The 21,886-nt window shown below is 72.2% G+C and carries 18 protein-coding genes and 2 pseudogenes; 7 read left to right on the top strand and 13 right to left on the bottom strand.

Annotated elements, in window-relative coordinates; translation table 11 throughout:
- Positions 1-362: 362 nt before the first annotated feature.
- Positions 363-659 (bottom strand): annotated as a pseudogene (locus VE546_RS18740) (GTPase HflX); the annotation flags it as partial.
- 35 nt (positions 660-694) lie between these two features.
- Positions 695-1,072 carry a MerR family transcriptional regulator gene (locus VE546_RS18735; protein ID WP_324923794.1) on the bottom strand — a complete coding sequence of 126 codons (378 nt, stop codon included), beginning with the start codon at positions 1,070-1,072 and terminating at the stop codon, positions 695-697.
- A 116-nt stretch (positions 1,073-1,188) separates the two neighbouring features.
- Between VE546_RS18735 and VE546_RS18730 the strand changes: the two genes are divergently transcribed.
- Together VE546_RS18730 and VE546_RS18725 are read left to right on the top strand one after the other, a co-directional pair.
- Entirely contained in the window at positions 1,189-2,262 is a 1,074-nt protein-coding gene (locus tag VE546_RS18730; RefSeq protein WP_324923792.1) for an alkene reductase, read from the top strand.
- A gap of 83 nt (positions 2,263-2,345) precedes the next feature.
- Entirely contained in the window at positions 2,346-3,320 is a 975-nt protein-coding gene (locus VE546_RS18725) for a teichoic acid biosynthesis protein C (RefSeq protein ID WP_324923790.1), read from the top strand.
- A gap of 163 nt (positions 3,321-3,483) precedes the next feature.
- Here the strand turns inward: VE546_RS18725 and VE546_RS18720 are convergent, their stop codons facing one another.
- The 4 genes from VE546_RS18720 to VE546_RS18705 all read right to left on the bottom strand — a co-directional run bounded on the left by VE546_RS18720 (position 3,484) and on the right by VE546_RS18705 (position 7,248).
- Positions 3,484-3,954: an excalibur calcium-binding domain-containing protein gene (locus tag VE546_RS18720; protein WP_324923788.1), complete on the bottom strand. Its 471-nt coding sequence runs from the start codon at positions 3,952-3,954 to the stop codon at positions 3,484-3,486.
- Positions 3,955-4,222: 268 nt separating this feature from the next.
- A complete protein-coding gene (locus tag VE546_RS18715; RefSeq protein ID WP_324923786.1) occupies positions 4,223-5,626 on the bottom strand; it encodes an amino acid permease in 1,404 nt (467 codons plus the stop codon).
- A gap of 262 nt (positions 5,627-5,888) precedes the next feature.
- Positions 5,889-6,350 carry a tetratricopeptide repeat protein gene (locus VE546_RS18710; RefSeq protein ID WP_324923784.1) on the bottom strand — a complete coding sequence of 154 codons (462 nt, stop codon included), beginning with the start codon at positions 6,348-6,350 and terminating at the stop codon, positions 5,889-5,891.
- Positions 6,351-6,675: 325 nt separating this feature from the next.
- Positions 6,676-7,248: a GNAT family N-acetyltransferase gene (locus VE546_RS18705; RefSeq protein ID WP_324923782.1), complete on the bottom strand. Its 573-nt coding sequence runs from the start codon at positions 7,246-7,248 to the stop codon at positions 6,676-6,678.
- A 172-nt stretch (positions 7,249-7,420) separates the two neighbouring features.
- On the opposite strand from VE546_RS18705, the gene VE546_RS18700 reads away from it, so the two are divergent.
- Positions 7,421-8,758 carry an O-antigen ligase family protein gene (locus tag VE546_RS18700; RefSeq protein WP_324923780.1) on the top strand — a complete coding sequence of 446 codons (1,338 nt, stop codon included), beginning with the start codon at positions 7,421-7,423 and terminating at the stop codon, positions 8,756-8,758.
- A gap of 165 nt (positions 8,759-8,923) precedes the next feature.
- On the opposite strand, the gene VE546_RS18695 is transcribed toward VE546_RS18700, so the two are convergent.
- From VE546_RS18695 to VE546_RS18675, 5 genes are all read right to left on the bottom strand, one after another.
- The gene (locus VE546_RS18695) at positions 8,924-9,736 is read right to left on the bottom strand and encodes a Gfo/Idh/MocA family protein (protein WP_414720523.1); all 813 of its coding nucleotides are present in this window, start codon (positions 9,734-9,736) and stop codon (positions 8,924-8,926) included.
- Between the two features lie 127 nt (positions 9,737-9,863).
- On the bottom strand, positions 9,864-11,054 hold the full coding sequence (locus VE546_RS18690) for an ROK family transcriptional regulator (protein ID WP_324923777.1): 1,191 nt from the start codon (positions 11,052-11,054) through the stop codon (positions 9,864-9,866).
- Positions 11,055-11,069: 15 nt separating this feature from the next.
- On the bottom strand, positions 11,070-11,936 hold the full coding sequence (locus tag VE546_RS18685; RefSeq protein ID WP_324923775.1) for a carbohydrate ABC transporter permease: 867 nt from the start codon (positions 11,934-11,936) through the stop codon (positions 11,070-11,072).
- Complete coding sequence (locus VE546_RS18680) at positions 11,936-12,907, bottom strand: sugar ABC transporter permease (RefSeq protein WP_324923773.1); 972 nt, start codon at positions 12,905-12,907, stop codon at positions 11,936-11,938. The genes VE546_RS18685 and VE546_RS18680 overlap by 1 nt, the downstream gene beginning before the upstream one ends.
- A 25-nt stretch (positions 12,908-12,932) precedes the next feature.
- The gene (locus VE546_RS18675; protein WP_324923771.1) at positions 12,933-14,336 is read right to left on the bottom strand and encodes an ABC transporter substrate-binding protein; all 1,404 of its coding nucleotides are present in this window, start codon (positions 14,334-14,336) and stop codon (positions 12,933-12,935) included.
- Positions 14,337-14,460: 124 nt separating this feature from the next.
- Here VE546_RS18675 and VE546_RS18670 point away from each other — a divergent pair, with 124 nt between their 5' ends.
- From VE546_RS18670 to VE546_RS18655, 4 genes are read left to right on the top strand one after another with little or no spacing between them, the layout of a single operon-like run.
- The gene (locus VE546_RS18670) at positions 14,461-15,507 is read left to right on the top strand and encodes a zinc-binding alcohol dehydrogenase (protein WP_324923769.1); all 1,047 of its coding nucleotides are present in this window, start codon (positions 14,461-14,463) and stop codon (positions 15,505-15,507) included.
- 10 nt (positions 15,508-15,517) lie between these two features.
- Complete coding sequence (locus VE546_RS18665; protein WP_324923767.1) at positions 15,518-16,318, top strand: sugar phosphate isomerase/epimerase family protein; 801 nt, start codon at positions 15,518-15,520, stop codon at positions 16,316-16,318.
- Complete coding sequence (locus tag VE546_RS18660) at positions 16,315-17,691, top strand: MGH1-like glycoside hydrolase domain-containing protein (RefSeq protein WP_324923765.1); 1,377 nt, start codon at positions 16,315-16,317, stop codon at positions 17,689-17,691. The genes VE546_RS18665 and VE546_RS18660 overlap by 4 nt, the downstream gene beginning before the upstream one ends.
- Entirely contained in the window at positions 17,688-19,631 is a 1,944-nt protein-coding gene (locus tag VE546_RS18655; protein ID WP_324923763.1) for a glycogen debranching N-terminal domain-containing protein, read from the top strand. Before VE546_RS18660 ends, VE546_RS18655 begins: the two co-directional genes overlap by 4 nt.
- 102 nt (positions 19,632-19,733) lie before the next feature.
- Here VE546_RS18655 and VE546_RS18650 read toward each other — a convergent pair.
- Together VE546_RS18650 and VE546_RS18645 are read right to left on the bottom strand one after the other, a co-directional pair.
- A pseudogene (locus VE546_RS18650) lies at positions 19,734-20,498 on the bottom strand (sulfite exporter TauE/SafE family protein).
- 447 nt (positions 20,499-20,945) lie between these two features.
- Positions 20,946-21,884, bottom strand: coding sequence for an RNA polymerase sigma-70 factor (locus tag VE546_RS18645; protein WP_414720522.1), 939 nt, complete (start codon positions 21,882-21,884; stop codon positions 20,946-20,948).
- Positions 21,885-21,886 lie beyond the last annotated feature (2 nt).

Raw genomic sequence — 21,886 nt, 5'->3', positions numbered from 1 at the left:
TTGTCCCCGATGACACCGACCTTCTCGCCCGGCTTGATGGTGAAGCCGACCCGGTCGAGTACGACGTGGTCCTGGTAACGCTTGGTGATGTCATGCAGAGCGAGTTGCGCTGTCGACACGCGGGAGTCCTCCTGATGTGGGTTGAGTGATGTCGCCGCGCACACAGCAGACCGTCGGAAAACGCGGTCGGTCGGGAATCCGCACCGTCGGGAGCGGTTCCGTCCGGCGGAAACAGCGCATGACGAAGAAATCGCAGCGCGTCCGTCTTCTCAGGCGTGCACGGCCGGGTGCGGTGACGGAGCCAGGCTCGACGTCCCACACCCTCGCGGACCACACGTGCCGATCACAGGGAACCCATGGGGTCATCGTAGGTGGTGCGAAGCTGCACCGGCAACCGGTTCACGGCCGGGGCAGGCCCGCAGAGCGGACGCCGGCTCCGGCCCCGCCCTCGCCTTCGGCAGGGTGCCCTGCTCGGTGTGCTCGGCGGACAGCACCTCGCCTTCCCTGTGGGCCCGGGAGACCAGGCCCCCCCGGGTGTAGGGCACCATGGCCTCGATCTCCACCTCGGGACGCGGCAGCAGGACGTCGATGAGGTCCCGCAGTGCCTCGATACCGTCTCCGGTGCGCGCGGAGACCGCGATCGAGCCCGGTTCCGCTCGGGGCCGTCCGCCCCCGGCGGCACGGGTGGACTCGATCAGTCGGCCACCGCGGCGTGCAGGTTCTCCCGGTGCGCCCGGGCCGTGGCCATCAGCGCATCGAGTGCGTCCCGGGTGCGTATGAGGTCGGCGATGTGTTCGGAGAGCCGATCGCGCTCCTGCGCCAGTCGCTCCAGCGCGGCATCGGAATTCTCCTCGCTGGGCGCGTCGACACACGGCAGCAGTTCGGCGATGGTGCGGCTGGACAGGCCCGCGGCGTACAACCGCTGGATGAACGCGACCCGTTCGACCTGGGCGTCCGTGTAGTGCCGCTGCCCGCTGGCGCTGCGGGTGCTGGTGAGCAACCCCTGCTCCTCGTAGTAGCGCAGGGACCGGACGCTGACCCCGGATCGTGACGCGAGTTCCCCGATGCGCATGCCGCCCTCCCGGCCGTGACCTGCGTCACACCTCTTGCCTCTGACATGGATGTGAGGTTTTAGCGTAACTGCCGTGCCCGAGGTCCGGGTGCCATGGATCACAGCGGAGCCCCGACATGACGAACCTCTTCGACGCCTATCGGCTCGGTGACCTGAGGCTGCCCAACCGGGTGGTGATGGCCCCGATGACGCGGGTCCGGGCCACCGCCGACGGTCTGGCGACGCCGTCGATGGCGATCTACTACGCCCAGCGGGCGACGGCCGGACTGATCGTGAGCGAGGGCGTGCAGCCGAGCCTGATCGGGCAGTCCAATCCGGGTACGCCGGGGCTGCACACCGATGAGCAGGTCGCCGCGTGGCGTCCGGTGACCGCTGCCGTGCACGCCAACGGCGGCCGGATCTTCGCCCAGCTCATGCACGGGGGACGGGTCTCGCATCCCGACACCACCGGTATGCAGCCCGTCGGGCCCTCGGCCGTCCCCGCCGTCGGTGACGTGTTCACCCCGACCGGTCCCCGGCCCGCGCCGACACCGCGCGCCCTGGACACGGCCGAAGTGCCCGAGCACGTCCAGTCGTACGCCCGGGCCGCCCGCCGGGCCATCGACGCCGGTTTCGACGGCGTGGAGCTGCACGGCGCCAACGGCTACCTGATCTCGCAGTTCCTCTCGTCGAACGCCAATGTGCGGACGGACCGTTACGGAGGCCCGGTGGCCAATCGGATCCGGTTCGCCGTCGAGGCGGCGTCCGCGACCGTCGAGGCCGTCGGCGGAGCCAGAACCGGCATCCGGCTCTCCCCGGGAGGGACGTTCTGGGGCGTTGAGGAGACCGACGTTCCCGAGCTCTACACCGCGCTGCTGACCGAGCTGGCCCGTCTCGGGGTGGCCTACGTCCACCTCGAAGCCACCGTCGAGGAGGACGTGCTGGTCGGCCTGCGCCGAGCATGGCCGGGCACCCTCATCATGAACCCGGTGCTTCCGATGGGACCGAAGCAGACCGGGCGGACCGAAGCCGACCACTGGCTCGGACTGGGGGCCGACCTCATCAGCTTCGGCCGCGCTTTCATCGCCAATCCCGACCTGGTCGAGCGTCTGCGCACCGGGCTCCCGATCGCCCCCGTCGACGAGGCCACGTACTACCAGGGCGGTGACGCGGGCTACCTGACCTACTCGACCTACCAGTACACGGCCTGATGTTGACGGACCTGCTGACACTCCCGCCGCCTCCCCTGCGTAGGGTCTAGGGGTTTTCCGATCACTCCCTCAGGAGCCCCGCCATGGAGCACAACTCCCGTATGCCCATCACCCGTCGAGGACTGCTGCGCACCGGCACCGGTCTCGGACTCGCCGCGCTCGGTCTGGGGTACGGAGCCCACAGCGCGTCCGCGGCGGTGAGCGAGACCCCGCGGTTCGACCTGTCCCAGCCGTCCCACGACCTCTTCCGCGACAAGGTCCTGCACAGCAACCGCGTCCAGCAGAGCTTCGCCTTCGACTCGGTCAACAAGCGCCTGTTCGTGGCGGCCAAGCGGTCCGGCAGTGCCGAGGAGGCGGGCGACCTGTGCATCAGCGAACTCGACTTCGCCGGTAACTACGTCTCGTACATGCACCTCAACGGCTTCGGTCACGGTGTCGCCTTCGGCGTCCGTCCCAGCGGCAGCAGCAGTTACCTGTGGATCGAGTGCGACGCCAACAGCAACGGCTACGGCAGCAAGCTCGCCTACATCAAGTACAGCGCCGGCACCACCCTCGACTCGTCCTCCACGAGTTTCAGCAGGTTCCAGCCGATCTCCGGCGCCACGGAGTACACCTGCTCCATCGACCCCGTCTACCAGCGCATGATCGTCCGCTACCACAAGGACGGCGCCAAGCACATCGCCGTGTACAACCTCTCCGACACCGACAACGGGAACTTCAGCAACCCGCTCGCCAAGTTCACCCCGCCGCCGATCTCCGGCACTCCGCAGGGCTACACCCTCTACGGCTCCTACATGTACTTCCAGACCGGCAATTCCTACTCCTCCACCAACCCCGAGCCCGGGAACACCTACCTCACCAGCATCAACGTCAACACCGGCGCCATCGCCCAGGGTCCGACCCTCACCAAGGCGGGCTCCACCCTGACCTTCCGGGAGCCCGAGGGCCTCGCCATCTACCGCACCGACGCCGGCGAGCCCCGCCTCTTCATCGGCTTCGCCTCCGGCGAGGAGGGCGACCGCCGCTCCAGCATCTTCTACAAGAACGCACTGATCTGACGGAGCGGCCGGACGGCATAGCGGTCGCCACGGCGATCCGCGCACTTCACCGGTGCGGCCCAGACGCCAAGCGGGCCGCTATGCCGTTCGAACTCCACACTCCGCACTCCGTCCGCTCCCTGCCGGACTGTCCGGGCAGGGGGTCTTCGCGCGTGTCGGCGGATCAGCCCCAGTCGCAGCCGGTGCCGTCGCCGTCGCGGTCCAGGTGCGGGCCGTACCCGGGCTCGCCCCGGCGGACCGGTGCGGCTCCGGCCGCGCGGGCCTCGGAGCAGTTGGCGTAGTGGACCGAGCCGCTGTCGTCGCCTCCGCCCGAGGAGGATTCGAAGTCGTCGGCGGCCGGGGCCTGGGCGGTGACCGTGGCGCGCACGGTCGTGGTGGCGCGGACGGTGACGGTCTCGGCCGGCTCCGGCCTGGCGGTGGGTGTGGCGGTGACCTCCCGGGTGGCGGTGACGGTCACGGCCGGCTCCGGGGACGGTGCGGCGGAGGCCTTCGCCGGGGTGCCGCTGTCGCTCGCGCCGGCGCCGAGGCCGATGAGGAAGGCGAAGGCGAGGGCGGGAAGGACGAATCTCTTCCGGGCCCACCCGGGGGCCGGCCGGGACGGTATGGGCTGGGGCTGGGTGTACGGGCTGGTCATGATCCCCCCTGGAATGACAAGTGGGGTGACCGTAGTGCACTACTGGGACGGTTGGCAGAGGCGTACGAGGAAGTCACTCTTTTGGGTGTATTTCCATGACGGAACCGGTACGCAACGCCGCATCGGGCGTACCGGGTCGGCGCTTGCCGCGCCGCCGTGAGTCATCCGGCCCGCGATCCCGGGTCCGCAACCCGCGGGTGCGGCGGGTGCGGCACGACCGCCGCACCCGCCGCACCACCGTCCGTGCGTCTCCCCGACCGCCGCCGGATCAGGCCGTCCGCTGCCGCCGGGCCGCCATCACCGCGTAGACGATGACCCCCGCGAACAGGAACAGCACGCCCTGGTACACCGCCGCGTACCCGGCGCCCGCCACCAGCCAGATGGAGAAGGCCGCCGCGACGGCCGCGACCGCGGCGTCCCGCACCAGGCGCGCCCGGTCGACCCGCTCGCGCCGCCCCGAAAGGAGGTGGAAGATCTGCGCGGCGGTGGCCAGCAGGTACGGCACGGTCGCGGTGAACGTGGTGACCAGGACCAGGATCTCGAAGACCCCGGCCGGGCCCGACGCGTAGTTGTAGACGGTGAGCAGCGAGGCGAGGACGACGGTGACGCCGACGCCGACGGTGGGAACGCCCCGCCGCCTGCGCGTGAAGGCGGCGGGGAACAGGCCGTCCTGCGCCGCGGCGTAGGGGGTCTGCGCGCTCAGCAGCGTCCAGCCGTTGAGGCAGCCGGTCATCGACACGAGCGCGGCGAGCGCGACGGCCCAGCCGCCCCAGTTGCCGCCGAACATGGCGTTCACGGCGTCCGAGAAGGGCGCGGTGGACTCCACCAGTCGGTCGTGCGCGACCGTGCCGAAGACGGCCAGCGTGCCCAGCAGGTAGACGAGTGCCGCGCCGGTGGTGCCGATGACGGTGGCGCGTCCCACGTTGCGCCGGGCGTTCTCGACCTCGCCCGCGCTGACGGCGGCGGACTCCACGCCCAGGTAGGAGAAGAGGAGGATGGCGGCGGAGGCGGAGACCGCGCCGATCGCGCTGCCGCCGCCCGCGTGGAACGGGCCGAGGTTGTCCGGATCGAAGAAGAACAGCCCGCCGACCGCGACGAGCAGCAGCGGCGCGAACTTCAGCACGGTGGAGACGAGCTGGACGGCGCCCACGTAGCGGGTGCCCGCGAAGTTGGCGAGCGCGGGCAGCCACTGCAGGACGAGCGCGGCCAGGCACGCGGTCCAGCGGTGGTCGTCGACCGGGATCAGCACGTCGAGGTAGCCGACGGCGGCGACGGCGAGCGCCGCGTTCGACACCCAGGTGGTGATCCAGTACGCCCAGGCCGCGAGGAAGCCGGCGAAGTCGCCGAAGGCCTCGCGGGCGTAGACGTAGGGTCCGCCGGTGTGCGGGGTGCGCTCGGCGAGCCTGCCGAAGACCAGGGCGAGGGCGATGGCGCCGACGGTCAGGGCGCCGAAGGCGACCAGGCTGATCGTGCCGTACGGGGCGACGGAGGCCGGAAGCAGGAAGATGCCGCCACCGATGATGTTGCCCATGACCAGGGCGGTGGCGACGGGCAGCCCGAAACGGCGAGCGTGCCTGCTGGAGCTGCCGGTGGGGTCTTCGGCGGGGGCGGGGGCCGCGGGGGTCTCCTGCGGGGCCGGAGCCGTCTGCGGGGCGGTTCCGGTGACGTGCATGGGGTGGTGCGCCTCTCTTCGAACTGACGCCCGGGGTCGCCGGGCGGTGCCCATGGTCGGGCATGGCCCGACACCACTCCAAATCGCTCGGTTTTGTCCTGCATGACCCCGTCCGGCACCGCAAAAAATGAGCCACCGCGGGCCCTGAGCCGCGAATCGTCCAGCGTCGTCGGAGAACCGGCCGCCGTGAGCCCCGCCGGGATCAGGGCCGGGCGCGGCCGCCGCCCGATCGCGGCGCGACGGCCCGGGCCTTCGCCCCGGGTCAGACCGTGGTGTCGAGGTCCTTGGCGTAGAGGCTGATGGCACGGTGGTACTGCTGTACGGACGGGTCCTGGCTCGTCGTGGCCAGCAGATCCAGCAGGATCCGCATGGCCTCGTGGTGTTCGCCCGCGTTGTACAGCGCCATGGCGAGGAAGGTCTGGAGACCGCCGTCGTCCGGGTACTCCGCCACCCCGCGGCGGAGGGTTTCGACGGCATGTGCGTACCGGCCGAGCACCCGGTAGGTACTGCCCAGACCGAGCAGGGCGCCGCGGCGGTCCTCGTCCGAGAGGCCGGTTCCGGCCAGGCAGCGCTCGTAGAACGGGACCGCCGCGGCTTCCAGGCCCAGGCGGTCGTGAACGCATGCCGTGCGGTACGCCACGTCGGCGTCGTCCGGGAACTGGGCAGCCAGACGCAGTAGGTGACGTCGGGTTTCGTCGAGGCGGTCGTCCTCCGGTGAGCTCATGCGCACATCGTCGCATCGCCGGGCTCCGGCGGGGCCGGAACCACGACAAAGACGGACCGGGAAGCGGCCCGACGAGGAGCTGACCCCAAGCCCCTGCGCGCCCTCTCCCCTGGTCGGGCCTTCTGATCAATGACCCGGTCCGTTTGACCGGTAAAAACGAGTCGGCGCATACGGGCGTGCGTACGTCGCGGCGCCCTCCCGACAGCGCGTCCGGGTTTGGCGGTCGCCTGCCCGCCGGCCTTCGTGCTGTGCCGGTGGGGCTTGAGTGTTGTCCCCGAGGCCGGCCGGTACGCTGCGCTCGCCGCCGGGGCCCGGGGCCGGTCCGTCAGCGCAGGTCGAGCCGCATCAGGACCCGGGGATGACCGGCCAGCACCGAGGTGGTGTCGGCGGCGTGGGTGAACCCGGCGCGTTCGAAGTTCTTCCGGAGCCCGGCGTACGCCATCGTCAGGTCGACCCTGGCGTCACCGTTGTCCAGGGGGTACGCCTCGACCGCCGGTGCGCCGTGGGCGCGGGCGAACTCGACCGCGCCGGTGATGAGGGCGTGCGAGATCCCCTTCTTGCGGTGGCCGGGGCGTACGCGGATGCACCACAGCGACCACACCGGCAGGTCGTCGACGTGCGGGATCTTGCGGTTGCGCGCGAAGGAGGTGTCGGCGCGCGGCGCCACGGCGGCCCAGCCGGCCGGCTCGCCGTCGTCGTAGGCGAGCACCCCCGGAGGGGGCTGCCTGCGGCACAGCTCGGCGACGTACTCTCCGCGGGCCGGCCCGCGGAGCTCGTTGTTGAGCCTGGACGGGATCCGGTAGCTCAGGCACCAGCAGACGTTGGCTCCGGGTGACTTCGGGCCGAGCACGGCACGGACGTCCTCGAAGACCGAAGCCGGGCGAACTTCGACGGTCATGGCACCACGATGTCACGGTGCCGGCCCGGTGGCCCTGCCCAGGGGTACCGGACGGCGTCCCGGCGCCGTCGGTCACGGTCGGGGACCGCGCTTCCGCACACCGAATGACCGGGCCACCCGACCGGAGGACACGAGCCAACCGCATCGCGCGGGGAACTCCTAGGGTGCACATATGGCATTGAACCGGACCATATCGGCGGGCTCCTGGCTGCCGTACGCGGCAGCCAGGGCCACCCCGCTCGCGGCGGCCGCCGTCGTCGTGCTGGACTGCGCGACCGACTTCCTCCCCGACGACCCGCTCACCGGCGTCGTCACACCACTGCGTCTGGCTCTCGCGCTCGGCCTGGTGGCGCTGCTGGTCACGGGCGCCCGCCCGGAGACCTTCCGCACCCGGCTGGACCTGCCCATCGGACTGCTGCTGCTCGCCTCCGCCGGGGCCACGTTCATCGGCGGGCATGCCACGGCCCCGCTGCGCGGGCTGCTGACCGCCGTCGCGGGGTACTACCTGGTCGTCGCGGTGCGGCGGTCCCAGCCCGAGTCGTGGCGGGCGTTCGGGCTGCTCGCGCTGGTCTGTGTGGCGGCCGTCGGCACCACGGCGTTCGCCCAGGTGACCAACGGGACGCCGACCGGTTTCTGCCGCACCGGACTGTTCGCGGAAGTCGACTGCGCCGCTCCCGGAAGCGGCACGCTGATCCGCGCCACCGGGACCTTCGCCAATCCCAACCTGCTCGCCGCGTTCCTCGTCCTGCTCACCCCGGTCGCCCTGCTGACGGTGGTGGCGGTCGCCGAGCGCACGGCCCGGACCGTGGTGGTGCTCGTCGGCGTCGTCGGCTACGGCGCCGTGCTGACCACCTTCTCCAGGGCCGGTTACGTCGCCGCCACCGGACTGCTGGCGCTCGGCTTCGCGTACTGGCTGGCCCCGCGGCTCGGCGAGCGGCAGCGCCGCCTGGCGGCCGGGCTGTGCCTGGCCGTTCTCGCCGCCGGTGCCGTGGTGATCTGGGGCGTGTCGCGGGCCGGCACCGCGCTCGGCGTGCGGGGCCAGGCGTGGGAGTCCGCCCTCGGCATCGCCGCCGCCGACCCGCTGGGGGTGGGACTGGGACGGGCGGGCGCTGTCATCTCGGCCGCCGCGCCCGGCGACAGGGTCTTCGTGCACGCGCACAACCTGTGGCTCAACTGGCTGGTCGAGACGGGCGCGGCCGGTCTGCTGGCCATGGCTGCGATCACCGTGACCGCCCTGGCCTGTGCGGTCCGCGCCGCCCGCGAGAAGTCCGCCGTCGGCATCGCCGGGCTCGCCGCGCTGGCCGGCTTCTTCCTGATGGGCGTGGCGGACCATCCGGCCAACCTGGACCGCGTCGGCATGCTGTTCTGGCTGGTGCTCGGCCTGGTCATGGCCGAGGCTCCGGGCCGGTGGCGCCGCCCGGCGGACGCGCCCCCGCCGACGGCGAGGGCGGTCGCGCGCTCCTCCGCGGCCCGTCCGGAACGGTCCGGCTCCACGGACCTCACCCCATGACCGATCCGCCGCACGGGCACGCTTCTGACGCGGGCGCTTCCGGCGGGGATCCCGGCCCGGGTTCGCTCGCCCCGCCGGAGACGCGCCGTCTCGCCTGTGGCCTGCCCGGCCCCGCCGGAGCGGCCCCGGGGCGGTGTCGCGCCCCGGTCTCAGGCCACCGCCGTCTCAGACCACCGCCATGCTCAGCAGCTCCTGCAGACGAAGGCCCCGCTGCGCGTCGATCCCGTTGCTCCGCCCGGAACGCACGGCCTGTGCGAACTCCCGGCGCAGGACCGGCCAGCACTCCTCGTGGTCCAGCTCCGCGGTGTCGTAGACGAGTTCCTCGTCCGGCCCGAACAGCTCGATGCGGGTACGGGCACGGGGCAGGTTCACCGCCCCCGACAACGAGGCCTGGCTGACCGCACCACTGGTGTGCTCACAGGTCAGTTCGATCCACCGGCGGGAGTCCCCGGCACTGCGGACGGCGGCGATCGGTCCGACCGCCGCGTCGAGCAGGTCCACCAGGTGGGGACCGAGGTCGAGGAGCGCACCCTGTTCCAGCCGCCACGGTGTGGCGAAGTCGCCGCCGAGGAAGGCGCCGTGGAGGTAGCAGGAGCGCGCGCCGACCACGGTGGTCCGGGCGGCCCGGCGGAGGAACTCCCTCGTCGCCGGGTGGTAGCGCTTGGTCAGGACGAGCTGGGTGACGACCCCGTGTTCGGCCACCGCCTCGGCCACCCCGCGGGCCGACGGCAGGTCGGGGCCGAGCGGTTTCTCCAGCAGCATCGGCTTCCCGGCCTTCGCCGCGTGCACGGCCAGCTCGGCCTGGACCGCCGGCGGCACGGCGAAGGCGACGGCTTCGCTGAGGTCGAGGAGCTCCTCGAACGATCCCGCCACCCGGGCACGGTACGGGGCCGCCACCTCCGCCGCCGCCTCCGTCCGGCGCGCCCACACCGCGGTGAGCTCGGTCTCGGGACCGGTGGCGAGCATGCGGGCGTGCATCGCTCTGGCCCAGGGCCCGGCGCCCACCAGTCCGACGCGGATCGGCCGGGGGCCGTGGGCGGGGGCTGTGGCCCGGGGGTGGGGGTGGTGGGTCACGGTGTGCTCCGGTGCGGACGTCGTGGGCGGGTCACGGGACGGCGGCGGCCAGCCGGGCGTCGGCGATCTCCGGTGAGTAGAGGTGCTCCACGACCATGGCGGCCGCGCCGGTCAGGGCGGCCCGATCGCCGAGTTCGGAGGTCGTCACCGTGAGGTGGGCGGTGGTGCGGGGCATGGCCCGCTGGTAGAGCAGTTCGCGGACCCCCGTGACGAACGGGGGGCACGCCAGGTCCCCGGCGATCACGAGGACCCCCGGATTGAGCAGCGTGACCACGGTGACGAGGACCTCGCCGACCCGTTGTCCCGCTTCGCGGGCGAGCCGGACCGCGTCCGGCTGCCCGGCGGCGAGGTGTTCGCGCACCTGGGCGGCCGAGGACGTCGGAACGGCCAGCGCCGACAACTGCTCGGCGATCGCCCGGCCGCTGGCGACCGCGGCGAGGCAGCCGTACGAGCCGCACATGCACAGCGCGTCCGGCCGGTCGTGCAGCCGGATGTGCCCGATGTCCCCGGCGCCGCCGTCGATGCCGCGGTACGGCTCACCGCCCACGACGACGCCGGCGCCGATCCCGGCGGACGCCTTCACCAGGACGAACGCCGAGCAGTCCGGGTGGTGGCGGAGCTGCTCGCCGTACGCCATGAGGTTGGCGTCGTTGTCGACCAGGACGGGCGGCGCCGGGGTTGAGCCCACGTGCCGGGTCCACGCCGACTGCATCACGGACCGCACCGGACAGCCGTCCCAGCCGGGCATGATCGGCGGCTGCACGACCTTGCCGGTCTGCCAGTCCACCGGTCCCGGAACGGACAGCCCGATCCCGCACACCGCGGCGGTGTCCGCTCCGGCGGCCCGGAGGAGCCCCGGGAACCAGGAGGCGACGGTGTCCAGCACCTTGTCGGGTCCGTCCGAGATGAGCAGCGGCTGGTCGTGCTCGCTCAGGACCGTTCCCGCGAGGTCGGTGACCGCCGCCCGTCCGTGCGTGGTCTCCAGGTCGACCGCCAGCACCACGGCGTGGCCGGCGTCGAACTCCAGGCGTGCGGAGGGGCGTCCACCGGTCGAGGTGCCGGTGGTGTTCCGCAGCCATCCGGCGTCGAAAAGCTGGCCGAGACGGTGACCGACGGTCGAGCGCGACAGGCCGGTGGCAGCCTGCAGTTCACCGCGGGTGGTGGCCTGTCCGCTGCGGATCAGCTTCAGCAGATGCCCTGCGCTCGCCTGGTTCGTCGGCATGGCGTGTCGGTGCTCCTAGCTTTTGTCGGCGCCGCTGGTGAGCCCCTCGGTCAACAGGCGTTCCGCGGCGAAGAACAGCAGTACCACGGGGATGGTCAGGATCACCGAGCCTGCCATGAGGACGGTCTTGGGCACCTCGATCCCGTTGGCCAACTGTTGCAGGCCGAGGGAGACGGTCCACGCGTCGGGGTCCGCGGCGAGGAAGAGCAGCGCGAAGAGGAACTCGTTCCAGGCGATCATGAACACGTACAGGCCGGTGGCCATGAGGGACGGCAGTGCGAGCGGCAGGACGACCTTGCGCACCGCCTGGAGCCGGGTGCAGCCGTCGAGCGCGGCGGCCTCCTCGACGCTGCGCGGGATGGTGGCGAAGTAGTTCCTCATCATGTAGATCGACACGGGCACGGTCTGCGCGATGTAGACGACGGCGAGGCCGACGAGGCTTCCGGACAGGCCGATCTTGGCGAACATGACGAACAGCGGGACGGCCAGCAGGGTCGCCGGAAAGAGGTAGACCGCGAGGAACAGTGCGCTGACCTGGCGCCCGCCGAAGAACCTCAGCCGGCTGACGGCGTAGGCGCCGGGGACCGCGGCGGCCAGCGTCAGCACGACCGTGCCGAGCGCGACGGCCGCGGAGTTGAGGAGCAGCCGCAGGAAGCCCTGGCCGCCCTCGGAGGTGGGCTTGAGCACGCTTCGGTAGGTGTCGAGGGTGAAGTCCTCGGCGGACACCCACAGGGCGCCCGGGTCGAGCAGCAGCGCGTCGATCGGCTTCACCGACAGCAGCAGCATGTAGCAGAAGGGCGCGACGGTGACGACGGCCAGGAAGGCGATCGTCAGCCACCGCAGCGCTCCGAAGAGGCGTTCCTCGAACTGGGTGCGGGTCATCACGCCTCCTCCTGGACCTTCTTGGCGAAGAACTTGACGTAGACACCGAGCAGTACGGTCAGGACGGCGGCCAGCACCAGTGCCTGGGCCGCGGCGGCGCCCACGTCGTAGCGTGCGGTGAGGAAGTCGTAGACGCGCACCGCGACGACGTCGGTGCCCGCTCCCCCGCCGGTCAGCAGGTAGACGTCGTCGAACTTGTTGAACGTCATGATGAAGCGGAGCACGCACAGCAGCGCGATGACCGGCATCACCTGGGGGAGCAGGATGTGGCGGAAGCGCTGGGTGACGGTGGCGCCGTCCACCGTGGCGGCCTCCTCCAGCCCCTCGGGCACCGCCTGGAGCCGGGCCAGCAGGAAGAGGAAGGCGAACGGGAAGTAGCGCCATATCTCGAAGGCGATGACGGTCAGCAGGGCCAGCGGGATCTCGAACTCCACGCCCAGCAGCGAGACTTCGTGGTCGCGCGTGGAGAGGAAGGCCGGCGGCTGGTCCCAGCCCAGGAACCGCCGGCCCCACTCGCCCACGATGCCGTACTGCGGGCTGAGCGCCACTTCCCAGGCGAAGGCCACGGCGACCACCGGCGCGACGTACGGCAGGAGCATCGCCGCGCGCAGCGGGCCGCGCCCGCGGAAGGGCCTGCGCAGCGCCAGGGCCGCGACGAGACCGAGGGCGACCGAGCCGGCGGTGGAGCCGACGGTGTAGATCAGCGTGGTGACCAGGCTGGTCCAGAAGCCGGGGGAGCCGAAGACGTGGCGGAAGTTGTCCGCGGTCCAGTTGCCGAACAGGCCCATGCCCTGGATGTCGACCAGTCGGGCGTGCTGGAACGCCAGCAGCACCGTCCACGCGATGGGCAGGATCACCACCACCAGGACGACCAGGAAGGTGGGGGTGACGAAGGCCAGCCCCGCGCGGTTCTCCCGCTGGGCGGCGGTGAGGGGGCGACGCTTCTCCGCGCCGCCGGGTGCAGTGCTCATGTGACTTCCTCGACGGGGGCGGACGCTACTGGAGGGACTTCTGGAGGGCGGCGACTTCCTCGTCCGCCTCGCGGGCGGCCTGGCCGGGCGAGAGCTGGCCGCTGGTCATGGCGCCGATCGCCTTCGGCACCGGGAGTTCGCCGTTGGTGGCACCGACCAGGACCCCCTGGCCCTCGGTGATGCCCCAGCGCTTCATGTTGCCGATCCCCCGGATGAGCTGGTCGAGCAGGGCGTCCGGGTAGACCCGGTTCATCGGCTTGCGGGTGTCGACGCCGGCTTCGCTGGCGCGCCAGGCGCGCCGGTAGCGCTGCGGGTCGTCGGCGGTGCCGGCGCGGACGGGGATCTTGCCCTCGGGGGCCATGCCGAACCAGTCCTCGTAGCCGTCGCTCATCATGTACTCGATGAACCTCTTGGAGGCCGCCGTCTCGGCGGTCTTGGTCACGGCCCAGGAGGTCACCTCGCCGAACTGGGCGGGTTCCGCGCCGTCCGGCCCGGACAGCGCGGTCACGATGCCGCTGTTGCGGGACAGGAACTCCCTGTCCGTCTTGCACTCGGCGCAACTGGGCAGCGCGTCGTTGCGCAGTCCCGCGAGCTCGTCGAGGAGGAACGAGGACCACACGATCATCGACGACTGGCCGGAGAAGTAGGTGGCGCGGGTGGAGTCGACGGTCTGGGTGCCGGGGGCGCCGTGGACGCGGCCGAGCTTGTCGTAGGTAGCGAAGGCCGTCCGGCAGGCGGGGGAGTCGAGTTGGACGTCTCCGCTCTCGTCGACGAGCCGGCAGCCGTTGGCGAGGGCGATGTTCTCGAAGCTCTGCTGGGTGAAGACGTCTCCGGGGTCGGTGGCCACGGATATGCCGTCGCGGCCGCCGCGGTCGAGGGCGGCCGCGGCCCTCAGGAGCCTGTCGTAGGTGTCGGGTGCGGGCAGCCCCGCCTGCCGGAACCGGTCCTCGCGGTACACCAGCAGTTGCAGCCACGCGTCGGAGGGGACGGCGAGCTGGGTGTCCGCGTCGGCGGTCAGCCGCAGGGCGTTGGCGTCGAACGTCGTCCTTCCGAGGTCTTCGACGATCTCCTCGCTGACGCGGGTGTTGAGCAGTCCGTTGCCGTACATCTGCCACACCTGGCCCATGGGAGCCGCGCCGATGACGTCGGGCAGGTCGCCCGCGGCCGCGGCGGACATGATCAGTTGCGGTAGCTGGCCCTCGTCCACCCCGACGAGTTCGACCTCGATGCCCGTCTCCTTCTCGAAACGGTCGACGACCCTGTTCGTCGCGGCCATCCGCGGTGGAAGGTTCTCCTGCGACCAGACCGTGATCCTGTTGTCCGGTACGGCAGGGTCCCCGCCGGTGGAGCAGCCGGCGAGCGCGCTGACGCTCGCCAACGCCACCAGGCCCGCTGCGGTCGTCCTCGACCGCCGGATCCACTTGCGCATGGCTTGTCCTCACAGTACTTCCGCTGGATGCGGAGGCATTTCAGCATTGCTTTTGCTTGTTGACAAGGCATAAGACTGAGATATCTTCAGCTCAAGTCGTGAGAGCAACCCCTCGGAGTCCCACGTGGAACGCGTCGTCCAGTTCACCGGTCCCCGGCAGGTCGAAGTCGCCCGGCACGAGAGAGCACCCCTGCCTCCGGGCCATCTGCGCGTGCGCACCCACTACTCCGGCATATCGGCAGGCACGGAACTCACCGCGTACCGCGGGACGAACCCCTATCTGACGCGCACGTGGGACCCTGAGGCCCGGCTCTTCCGGGAGGGTGCCGCCGGCATCGAGTACCCGGTGGCCGGCTGGGGGTACTCCGAGGTGGGCGAGGTCACGGAGGTCTCCCCCGAACTCGCCGGCACCCCGGGCCTGCCCGTCCCCGGCGACATCGTCTGGGGCATCTGGGGCCACCGCAGCGAGGGCATCGTCCCGGCCGAGCGGATGGTCGGCCACGTGCTCCCCGCCGGGCTCGACCCCCTCGCCGGTGCTTTCGCCCGCGTCGGCGCCATCGCCCACAACGCCGTCCTCGCCTCCGACATCCACCTCGGGGAGGACGTCGCCGTCTTCGGCCAGGGCGTCATCGGCCTGCTGACCACACGCCTCGCCCAGCTCAACGGCGCCCGGGTCACCGCCGTCGACGCCCTCGACGGGCGGCTGAGGACCGCGCGCGCCTACGGAGCCGCCACCACGCTCAACGCCCGCACCGACGCCGTCGCCGAGCGCATCAGGGAGGCCACCGACGGCCGCGGCGCCGACGTCGCGATCGAGATCAGCGGCGTCTACCCGGCCCTCCACGAAGCGCTGCGTTCCGTCGCCGTCGGCGGCCGTGTCGTCGCCTCCGGCTTCTACCAGGGCGACGGCGTCGGCCTGCGCCTGGGGGACGAATTCCACCACAACCGCGTCCAGTTGGTCTGCTCCCAGATCGGCGGCGTCCCGCCGCAGCTCGCCGGACGCTGGACCGTCGAACGCCTCCAGCAGACCTTCCTCGCCCTGGTCGCCGACGGGCTCGTCGACGTGAAGTCCCTCGTCAGCCACGTCATCCCCGCCGAAGAGGCCGCCGACGCCTACGCGCTCCTGGACGAACGCCCCGCCGACGCCCTCCAGGTCGTCCTGGAGTTCTGAGAGGTTCCCGATGCTCAAGATCGCCTGCCAGGAACAACTGCTGCCCGGGGACACCCTCCAGGAGAAGTGGGACTTCGCGCTGAACGCCGGCTACGACGCCATCGAACTGCGCGCCAAGGGGGACTTCCACTTCGAGCGGCGGCTGCCCGAGTTGAAGGCCGCCCTCAAGGACGGCGTCGTCATGCCCACCGTCTGCGTCGACATGCTCCACTTCTTCGGCGCGTTCGACGCCGACCAGCGCCGTGACGCCATCGCCCAGATGAAGTCCCAACTGTCCGTCATCGCCGAGATCGGCGGCCGCGGCGCCCAGACCCCCGCCTCCTACGGCATGTTCTCCCGCCGCCTTCCGCCCTTCGAGCCTCCCCGCGGCGAGGAGGAGGAACGCGCCGTCCTCGTCGAAGGGCTGACCGAACTGGGCGAGCACGCCCGCAAGGAGGGCGTCCACCTCTACCTCGAACCGCTCAACCGGTACGAGGACCACATGGTCAACCGGCTCGAACAGGCCGTGGACCTCATCCGCGCCGTCGGCCTGGACTCCGTGCGGATCGGCATCGACAGCTACCACATGAACATCGAGGAGGCCGACCCCGCGGCGGCCATCCTCGCGGCCGCCCCGTACATCGGGCACGCCCAGGTCAGCGACTCCAACCGCTTCCAGCCGGGCGCCGGTCACCTCGACTGGCCCGCCTGGCTGGCCGCCCTGCAGGCCATCGGCTACGACGGCTACCTCGCCGCCGAGTGCCGGCTCACCGGTGACCCCGTCGCCGCCGTCCGCTCCATCCCCGGCTTCCTGCGCAGGTCCGGCGCATGACGACGACCCTCACCGGCCCCTCCGCCCAGGCCCGTGCGGCGCTGCGCCGCGATGCGACACGCGTCCTGCTGGCCAACTGGACCGGCATGTCCACCGTTCCCTCCCGCACCCTCTACCCGCACCAGTGGAGCTGGGACTCCGCGTTCATCGCGATCGGTCTGCGCCACCTCTCCCCGCGCCGCGCGCAGCGCGAACTGGAGGCACTCCTCGGCGCCCAGTGGGGCGACGGGCGCATCCCCCACATCGTGTTCAACCCCGCCGTGCGGCTCGACGCCTACTTCCCCGGTCCCGACTTCTGGCAGTCCACCACCGCCGGCCGCGCGGCCGGCGCGCCCCCGGGCGTGGAGACGTCCGGCATCGTCCAGCCGCCCGTCCACGCGCTGGCCGCGGCACTGGTGCACCGGAGCGATCCGGAGAGCTCCCGGCGCCGCGGTTTCCTGAAGTGGATCTATCCGCGTCTGGTCGCCTGGCACGCCTACCTCCTGCGCGACCGCGACTTCACCGGACACGGACTCGCCTCCATCGTCCATCCGTGGGAGTCGGGGATGGACAACAGTCCCTGCTGGGACGGTCCCCTGCAGAGGATCGTCCCCGTCCCGGCCGCGTCCTTCCGCCGCGCGGACCTCGCCCACAGCGACCCCGCCGACCGGCCCACCGACCTCGACTACGGGCGGTACGTCCGCCTGGCCGCCGACTACCGCGGCCACGGCTACCGCGACGCGGGCACCTCCCACCCCTTCGCCGTCGAGGACCCGGGGTTCAACGCCCTCCTCATCGCCTCGGAGCACGCGCTGGCCGGCATCGCCCGCGTCCTCGGCCGCGACCCGCGCCCGCACCGCGAACGGGCCGAGGCGCTGACCGACTCCCTGGTCCGGCACCTGTGGCAGCCGCACGCCGGTATGTTCCTCTGCCGCGACGTACGCGCCGACCGCGTCATCGAGGAGATGAGCGTCACCGGGCTGCTGCCCCTCGTCGTGCCGTCCCTGCCCGGTCGCATCGCCTCGGCCATGCTGCGCACGGCACGGGGCGACCACTTCGGACTCGGGTCCACCAGCGCGCTCGTTCCCAGCTACGACCTGCTGGGCAGCGCCTTCGACGCCTCCCGCTACTGGTGCGGTCCCGCCTGGTTCAACATCAACTGGATCATCGAGCGGGGACTGCGCCTCCACGGTGCCGAAACCGAGGCGAGCGCGCTGCGGCACGCCGTCCTCGACGCCGCGGGAGCGTCGCGATTCGCCGAGTACATCGACCCCCTCACCGGCCGGGGCCGGGGCGCGACCCACTTCAGCTGGACCGCGGCCGTCACGATCGACTTCCTCGCCCGGCACGACCACGGCCGCGACCACGAGCACGACCGCCGGGAGTACCGATGAGCGAGCGCCGACTGCTGCTGCACGCCGGCTCCTTCGCCGTCACCGGCACCGGCGGCGACATCACCGGCGTCCGCGGCACCTCCCCCGACGGTCTGTTCGCCCGTGACACCCGCCACCTCAGCACCTGGGTCCTCACCGTCGACGGGCAGGTCCCCACCGTCCTCGTCCCCGCGCGGGAGGCGGAGGACACCGCCGTGCTCACCGCCGCCGGCACCCGCGACGAACCGTCCGCCTGGACCCTGTTCCGCCGCCAGGCGCTCTTCCACGGCCGGCTCGTCGAACACCTCCGCATCACCGCCAACACCGGCCACGACGTGACCTTGACCGTCCGCCTCGACGTCGACGCCGACTTCGCCGACCAGTTCGAACTGCGCAGCGACCACCGGCGGTACGACAAACCCGGGGCACGCCGCATCCTCGACGAACTGCCCGACGGGATCGCGTTCCGCTACCACCGCGACGACTGGCGCGCGAGCACCACCGTCACCGCCCGTCCGGCGCCCCGGGTCACCACGTCCCAGGACTCCGCACGCACCGCCGCCCTCGTCTGGAGCGTCGACCTGCCCGCCCACGGCAGCGCCGACATCACCCTCCACGTCGCGGCCGAGCCGCACGGCGCCCCCGCCGCGCCCCCGCCGCCGCCCGACCCCGCGACGATCGTGCACCTGGCACGCGCCGAAAGGGACGCGTTCGCCGACGTCCCCCTGCCGGTCCCCGCCGGCCACGACGCACTCGGCCGCGCCTGCCGCCAGGGCCTCGCCGACCTCGCCGACCTCCGCATCCCGGCGGTGGGTCCCGACGGCGAGACGGTACGGGTCCCGGCGGCCGGCGTCCCCTGGTTCCTCACCCTCTTCGGCCGCGACTCCCTGCTCACCTCCTACTTCGCCCTGCCCTACCGCCCGGAACAGGCCGGGGCCACCTTGCGGGCCCTCGCCGCCACCCAGGCCGCCGTTCACGATCCCGCACGCGTCGCCCAGCCCGGAAAGATCGTCCACGAGATCCGCCACGGCGAGCTGGCCCACTTCCGGCAGGTGCCGTACGGCCGCTACTACGGCTCCGTCGACAGCACCCCCCTCTTCCTGGTCCTGCTGCACGCCCACGCCGAGCGGACCGCGGACCCCACCCTCGCCAAGCAGCTCGAACCCCAGGCCCGCGCCGCCGTGACCTGGATGTTCGAACACGGCGGCCTGAACGAGCACGGATACCTCACCTACCGAGCCGACGAGCACGGACTGCTCAACCAGAACTGGAAGGACTCCGAAGGTGCCGTCTGCTTCGCCGACGGCACCCCGGCGCGGGGCGTCATAGCCGTCGCCGAAGTCCAGGGTTACGCCTATGACGCCCTGCGCCGGACCGCGGCCCTGGCCCGCGACGTCTGGGACGACCCCGCCTGGGCCGCCGAGCTGGAGTCCTCGGCGCGGGATCTCCGCAGCCGTTTCGCCGCGCGGTTCTGGATGCCCGGGCAGGCGTTCCCCGCCCTGGCCCTCGACGGCGACGGGCGGCAGGTCGACGCCCTCGCCTCCGACGCCGGGCACCTCCTGTGGTCCGGCATCCTGGAGCCCGAGCACGGCCGTGTCACCGGCCGGCGGCTCCTGGAACCCGACTTCTTCTCCGGCTGGGGCATCAGGACGCTCGCCGCGGGACAGCGCCCCTACCATCCGCTGTCCTACCACCGCGGCAGCGTCTGGCCCCACGACAACGCCGTCATCGCCCTGGGGCTCGCCCGCTACGGCCTCCACGAGGAGACCGCCGCGCTCGCGCGGGCACTGGCCGACGCCGCCGCACACCACGGCCACCGGCTCCCGGAGGTCATGGCCGGATACCCGCGACTCCGCGGCGAGGGCCCCGTCCCCTACCCCCATTCCTGCTCCCCCCAGGCCTGGGCGGCCGCGACCCCTCTCGCGCTGCTCACCGCCGTGGGAGCAGCGGCGGAATCCTGACGTTCCGCCGAGGTGGCTTCCGGTGCCCGCCCGGCACCGGAAGCCACCCCCGCCTCCGCACGGCGGCCAGGAGCAGGCTCCGGCGAGCCGCGCCCCCGTCCGCTACCGCAGCAGGTGGACGATGCCCGCGGTGCCGACCACCACGATGAGGGTGCGCAGGACCGCGGGGCTGAGACGGCGGCCTGACCTGGCCCCCACCTGGCCTCCGGCGGCGGAGCCGACCGCGAGGAGCGCAACGGCCGTCCAGTCGAAGTCCGCCATGACGAGGAAGAACATCGCGGCGACGGCGTTGACGACGGCGACGAGAACGTTCTTGACGGCATTGAGACGTTGCATGCTGTCGTCGAGGAGCACACCCATCAAGGACAGGTAGACGATTCCCTGGGCGGCGGCGAAGTAGCCGCCGTAGGTGCTTGGCCAACGCCAGTCCGGTGAACAGCAGTGGCCCGCCGTCGGGACGGACGGATGTGCCGGTCGGTTCCCGGCGCCGCCGCAGGCTTCCGCCGATCCGGGGCTGGAGGACCACCAGGACCAGAGCGAGGGCCACCAGGACCGGCACGATCCTCTCGAACGCCGTGGCGGGCAGGGCCGGCAGGAGCGCCGCACCCGTGAGACCGCCGAGGGGGCGCCGACGCTCAGCTTCAGGACGCGGCGGCCCTGGCCGCTGAGTTCCCTCCGGTAGCCGATGGCTCCGCTGATCGGTCCGGGGATCAGGCCGAGTGCGTTGGACACCGTGGCGGTGACGGGCGGCAGGCCGGTCGCAAGCAGGACGGGGAAAGTGATCAGCGTTCCGGAACCGACGGCGGCGTTGACGGCGCCGGCACCGACGCCCGCTCCGAGGACGGCGAGCATCTCCCCCACCGTCACGCCGCACCCGCATCCATGGCCGCTCTCATGACCGCTTCCCTGGCAACGGCGCCACCGCCCGGCACGGCGGAGGGCGACGGCCGCGGTCCGTCCCGGCCTCCCGCCGAGGGGTTCCCCACCGAGGTCCCGGAGCGCAAGGGAACCGGATCGATGGCCGTGCGGGTGCCGGCTGCCGCCGCGGGCAGGATGCCGGGGTGCGCGGTGTTCATGGTGCGGAGCGTAGGGACCCGATGCTTCGGCAGCGGCCGAAGTGTCGCCGGGCGGTGATCAGGCACATGGGCATCCGGTGCCCATGGGGCGGGTCCCGGCCCGGCTGCCGCGGTCGGACCTCCGGTCGGCGGACGGCGCGATGACCGGCGGTCCACGGACCGGGGCCGTCACCGCGGTGGTGCCGGCGGCGACGTGCGGGCGGCGATGCCGGTCGTGTGTGTCCGAGGGGCTCCGGGCTCAGCGGCACAGGGTGGTCTCGCGCTGCATGTGCGACAGTTTCTCGGGATTGCGCACGGCGTACAGGCCGGTGATGAGGCCGTCGTCGATGCGCACCGCCATGACGGTGTCGAGCACGCCGCCGAGCCGGAGGAGCAGCGCCGGGTGGCCGTTGACCCGCGCCGGCCGCAGCGATGCCGCGGCGGCGATCCTGCCCAGTCCGGCGGCCAGCAGCCGGGCCACCTTGTCGGCCCCCACGACGGGCCGCAGGACGGTCTGTCTGACTCCGCCGCCGTCGCCCAGGAGGACGACGTCCGGCGCGAGGATGTCGAGCAGGCTCTGCAGATCACCCGTCTCGACCGCCCGTTGGAACGCGTCGAGCGCGTCCTGGGTCCTGGCCGGTGAGACGGCCCCGCGCGGTCGGCGCGCGGCGACGTGGGCCCGTGCCCGGTGCGCGATCTGGCGGACCGCGGCCGGGCTCTTGTCGACGGCTTCGGCGATCTCGTCGTACCCGAGGTCGAACACCTCGCGCAGCACGAACACCGCCCGCTCGGTCGGCGTGAGGGTCTCCAGTACCAGCAGCATCGCCATCGAGACGCTGTCGGCCAGCTCGATGTCCTCGGCCACGTCGGGCGCGGTGAGCAGCGGCTCGGGCAGCCAGGGGCCGACGTAGGACTCCTTGCGCCGGCGGAGTGCACGCAGCCGGCTCAGCGCCTGGCGGGTGGTGATCCGGACCAGGTAGGCGCGCTGGTCCCGCACGGTGCCGAGATCGACGCCCGCCCAGCGCAGCCAGGTCTCCTGCAGCACGTCCTCCGCGTCGGCGGCCGAGCCGAGCATCTCGTAGGCGACGGTGAACAGCAGGTTGCGGTGGGCGAGGAACGCTTCGGTGGCGGGGTCCGGGCGGTCGCCTCGGGCAGGCGGCCCGGCTGTGTCCATCGTTTGCTCCCTGCGCTCGCCCATGG

It is taken from the genome of Streptomyces sp. (assembly GCF_035644915.1).
Taxonomy (GTDB): domain Bacteria; phylum Actinomycetota; class Actinomycetes; order Streptomycetales; family Streptomycetaceae; genus Streptomyces.
The sequence above is the reverse complement of the archived record's forward strand: the minus strand, read 5'-3'. Positions and strand labels throughout refer to the sequence as shown.

Coding starts and splice junctions, on each gene's coding strand:
- VE546_RS18735 (WP_324923794.1), bottom strand. CDS start 1,072: ATGCGCATCGGGGAACTCGCGTCACGATCCGGGGTCAGCGTCCGGTCC.
- VE546_RS18730 (WP_324923792.1), top strand. CDS start 1,189: ATGACGAACCTCTTCGACGCCTATCGGCTCGGTGACCTGAGGCTGCCC.
- VE546_RS18725 (WP_324923790.1), top strand. CDS start 2,346: ATGGAGCACAACTCCCGTATGCCCATCACCCGTCGAGGACTGCTGCGC.
- VE546_RS18720 (WP_324923788.1), bottom strand. CDS start 3,954: ATGACCAGCCCGTACACCCAGCCCCAGCCCATACCGTCCCGGCCGGCC.
- VE546_RS18715 (WP_324923786.1), bottom strand. CDS start 5,626: ATGCACGTCACCGGAACCGCCCCGCAGACGGCTCCGGCCCCGCAGGAG.
- VE546_RS18710 (WP_324923784.1), bottom strand. CDS start 6,350: ATGAGCTCACCGGAGGACGACCGCCTCGACGAAACCCGACGTCACCTA.
- VE546_RS18705 (WP_324923782.1), bottom strand. CDS start 7,248: ATGACCGTCGAAGTTCGCCCGGCTTCGGTCTTCGAGGACGTCCGTGCC.
- VE546_RS18700 (WP_324923780.1), top strand. CDS start 7,421: ATGGCATTGAACCGGACCATATCGGCGGGCTCCTGGCTGCCGTACGCG.
- VE546_RS18695 (WP_414720523.1), bottom strand. CDS start 9,736: ATGCACGCCCGCATGCTCGCCACCGGTCCCGAGACCGAGCTCACCGCG.
- VE546_RS18690 (WP_324923777.1), bottom strand. CDS start 11,054: ATGCCGACGAACCAGGCGAGCGCAGGGCATCTGCTGAAGCTGATCCGC.
- VE546_RS18685 (WP_324923775.1), bottom strand. CDS start 11,936: ATGACCCGCACCCAGTTCGAGGAACGCCTCTTCGGAGCGCTGCGGTGG.
- VE546_RS18680 (WP_324923773.1), bottom strand. CDS start 12,907: ATGAGCACTGCACCCGGCGGCGCGGAGAAGCGTCGCCCCCTCACCGCC.
- VE546_RS18675 (WP_324923771.1), bottom strand. CDS start 14,336: ATGCGCAAGTGGATCCGGCGGTCGAGGACGACCGCAGCGGGCCTGGTG.
- VE546_RS18665 (WP_324923767.1), top strand. CDS start 15,518: ATGCTCAAGATCGCCTGCCAGGAACAACTGCTGCCCGGGGACACCCTC.
- VE546_RS18660 (WP_324923765.1), top strand. CDS start 16,315: ATGACGACGACCCTCACCGGCCCCTCCGCCCAGGCCCGTGCGGCGCTG.
- VE546_RS18655 (WP_324923763.1), top strand. CDS start 17,688: ATGAGCGAGCGCCGACTGCTGCTGCACGCCGGCTCCTTCGCCGTCACC.
- VE546_RS18645 (WP_414720522.1), bottom strand. CDS start 21,884: ATGGGCGAGCGCAGGGAGCAAACGATGGACACAGCCGGGCCGCCTGCC.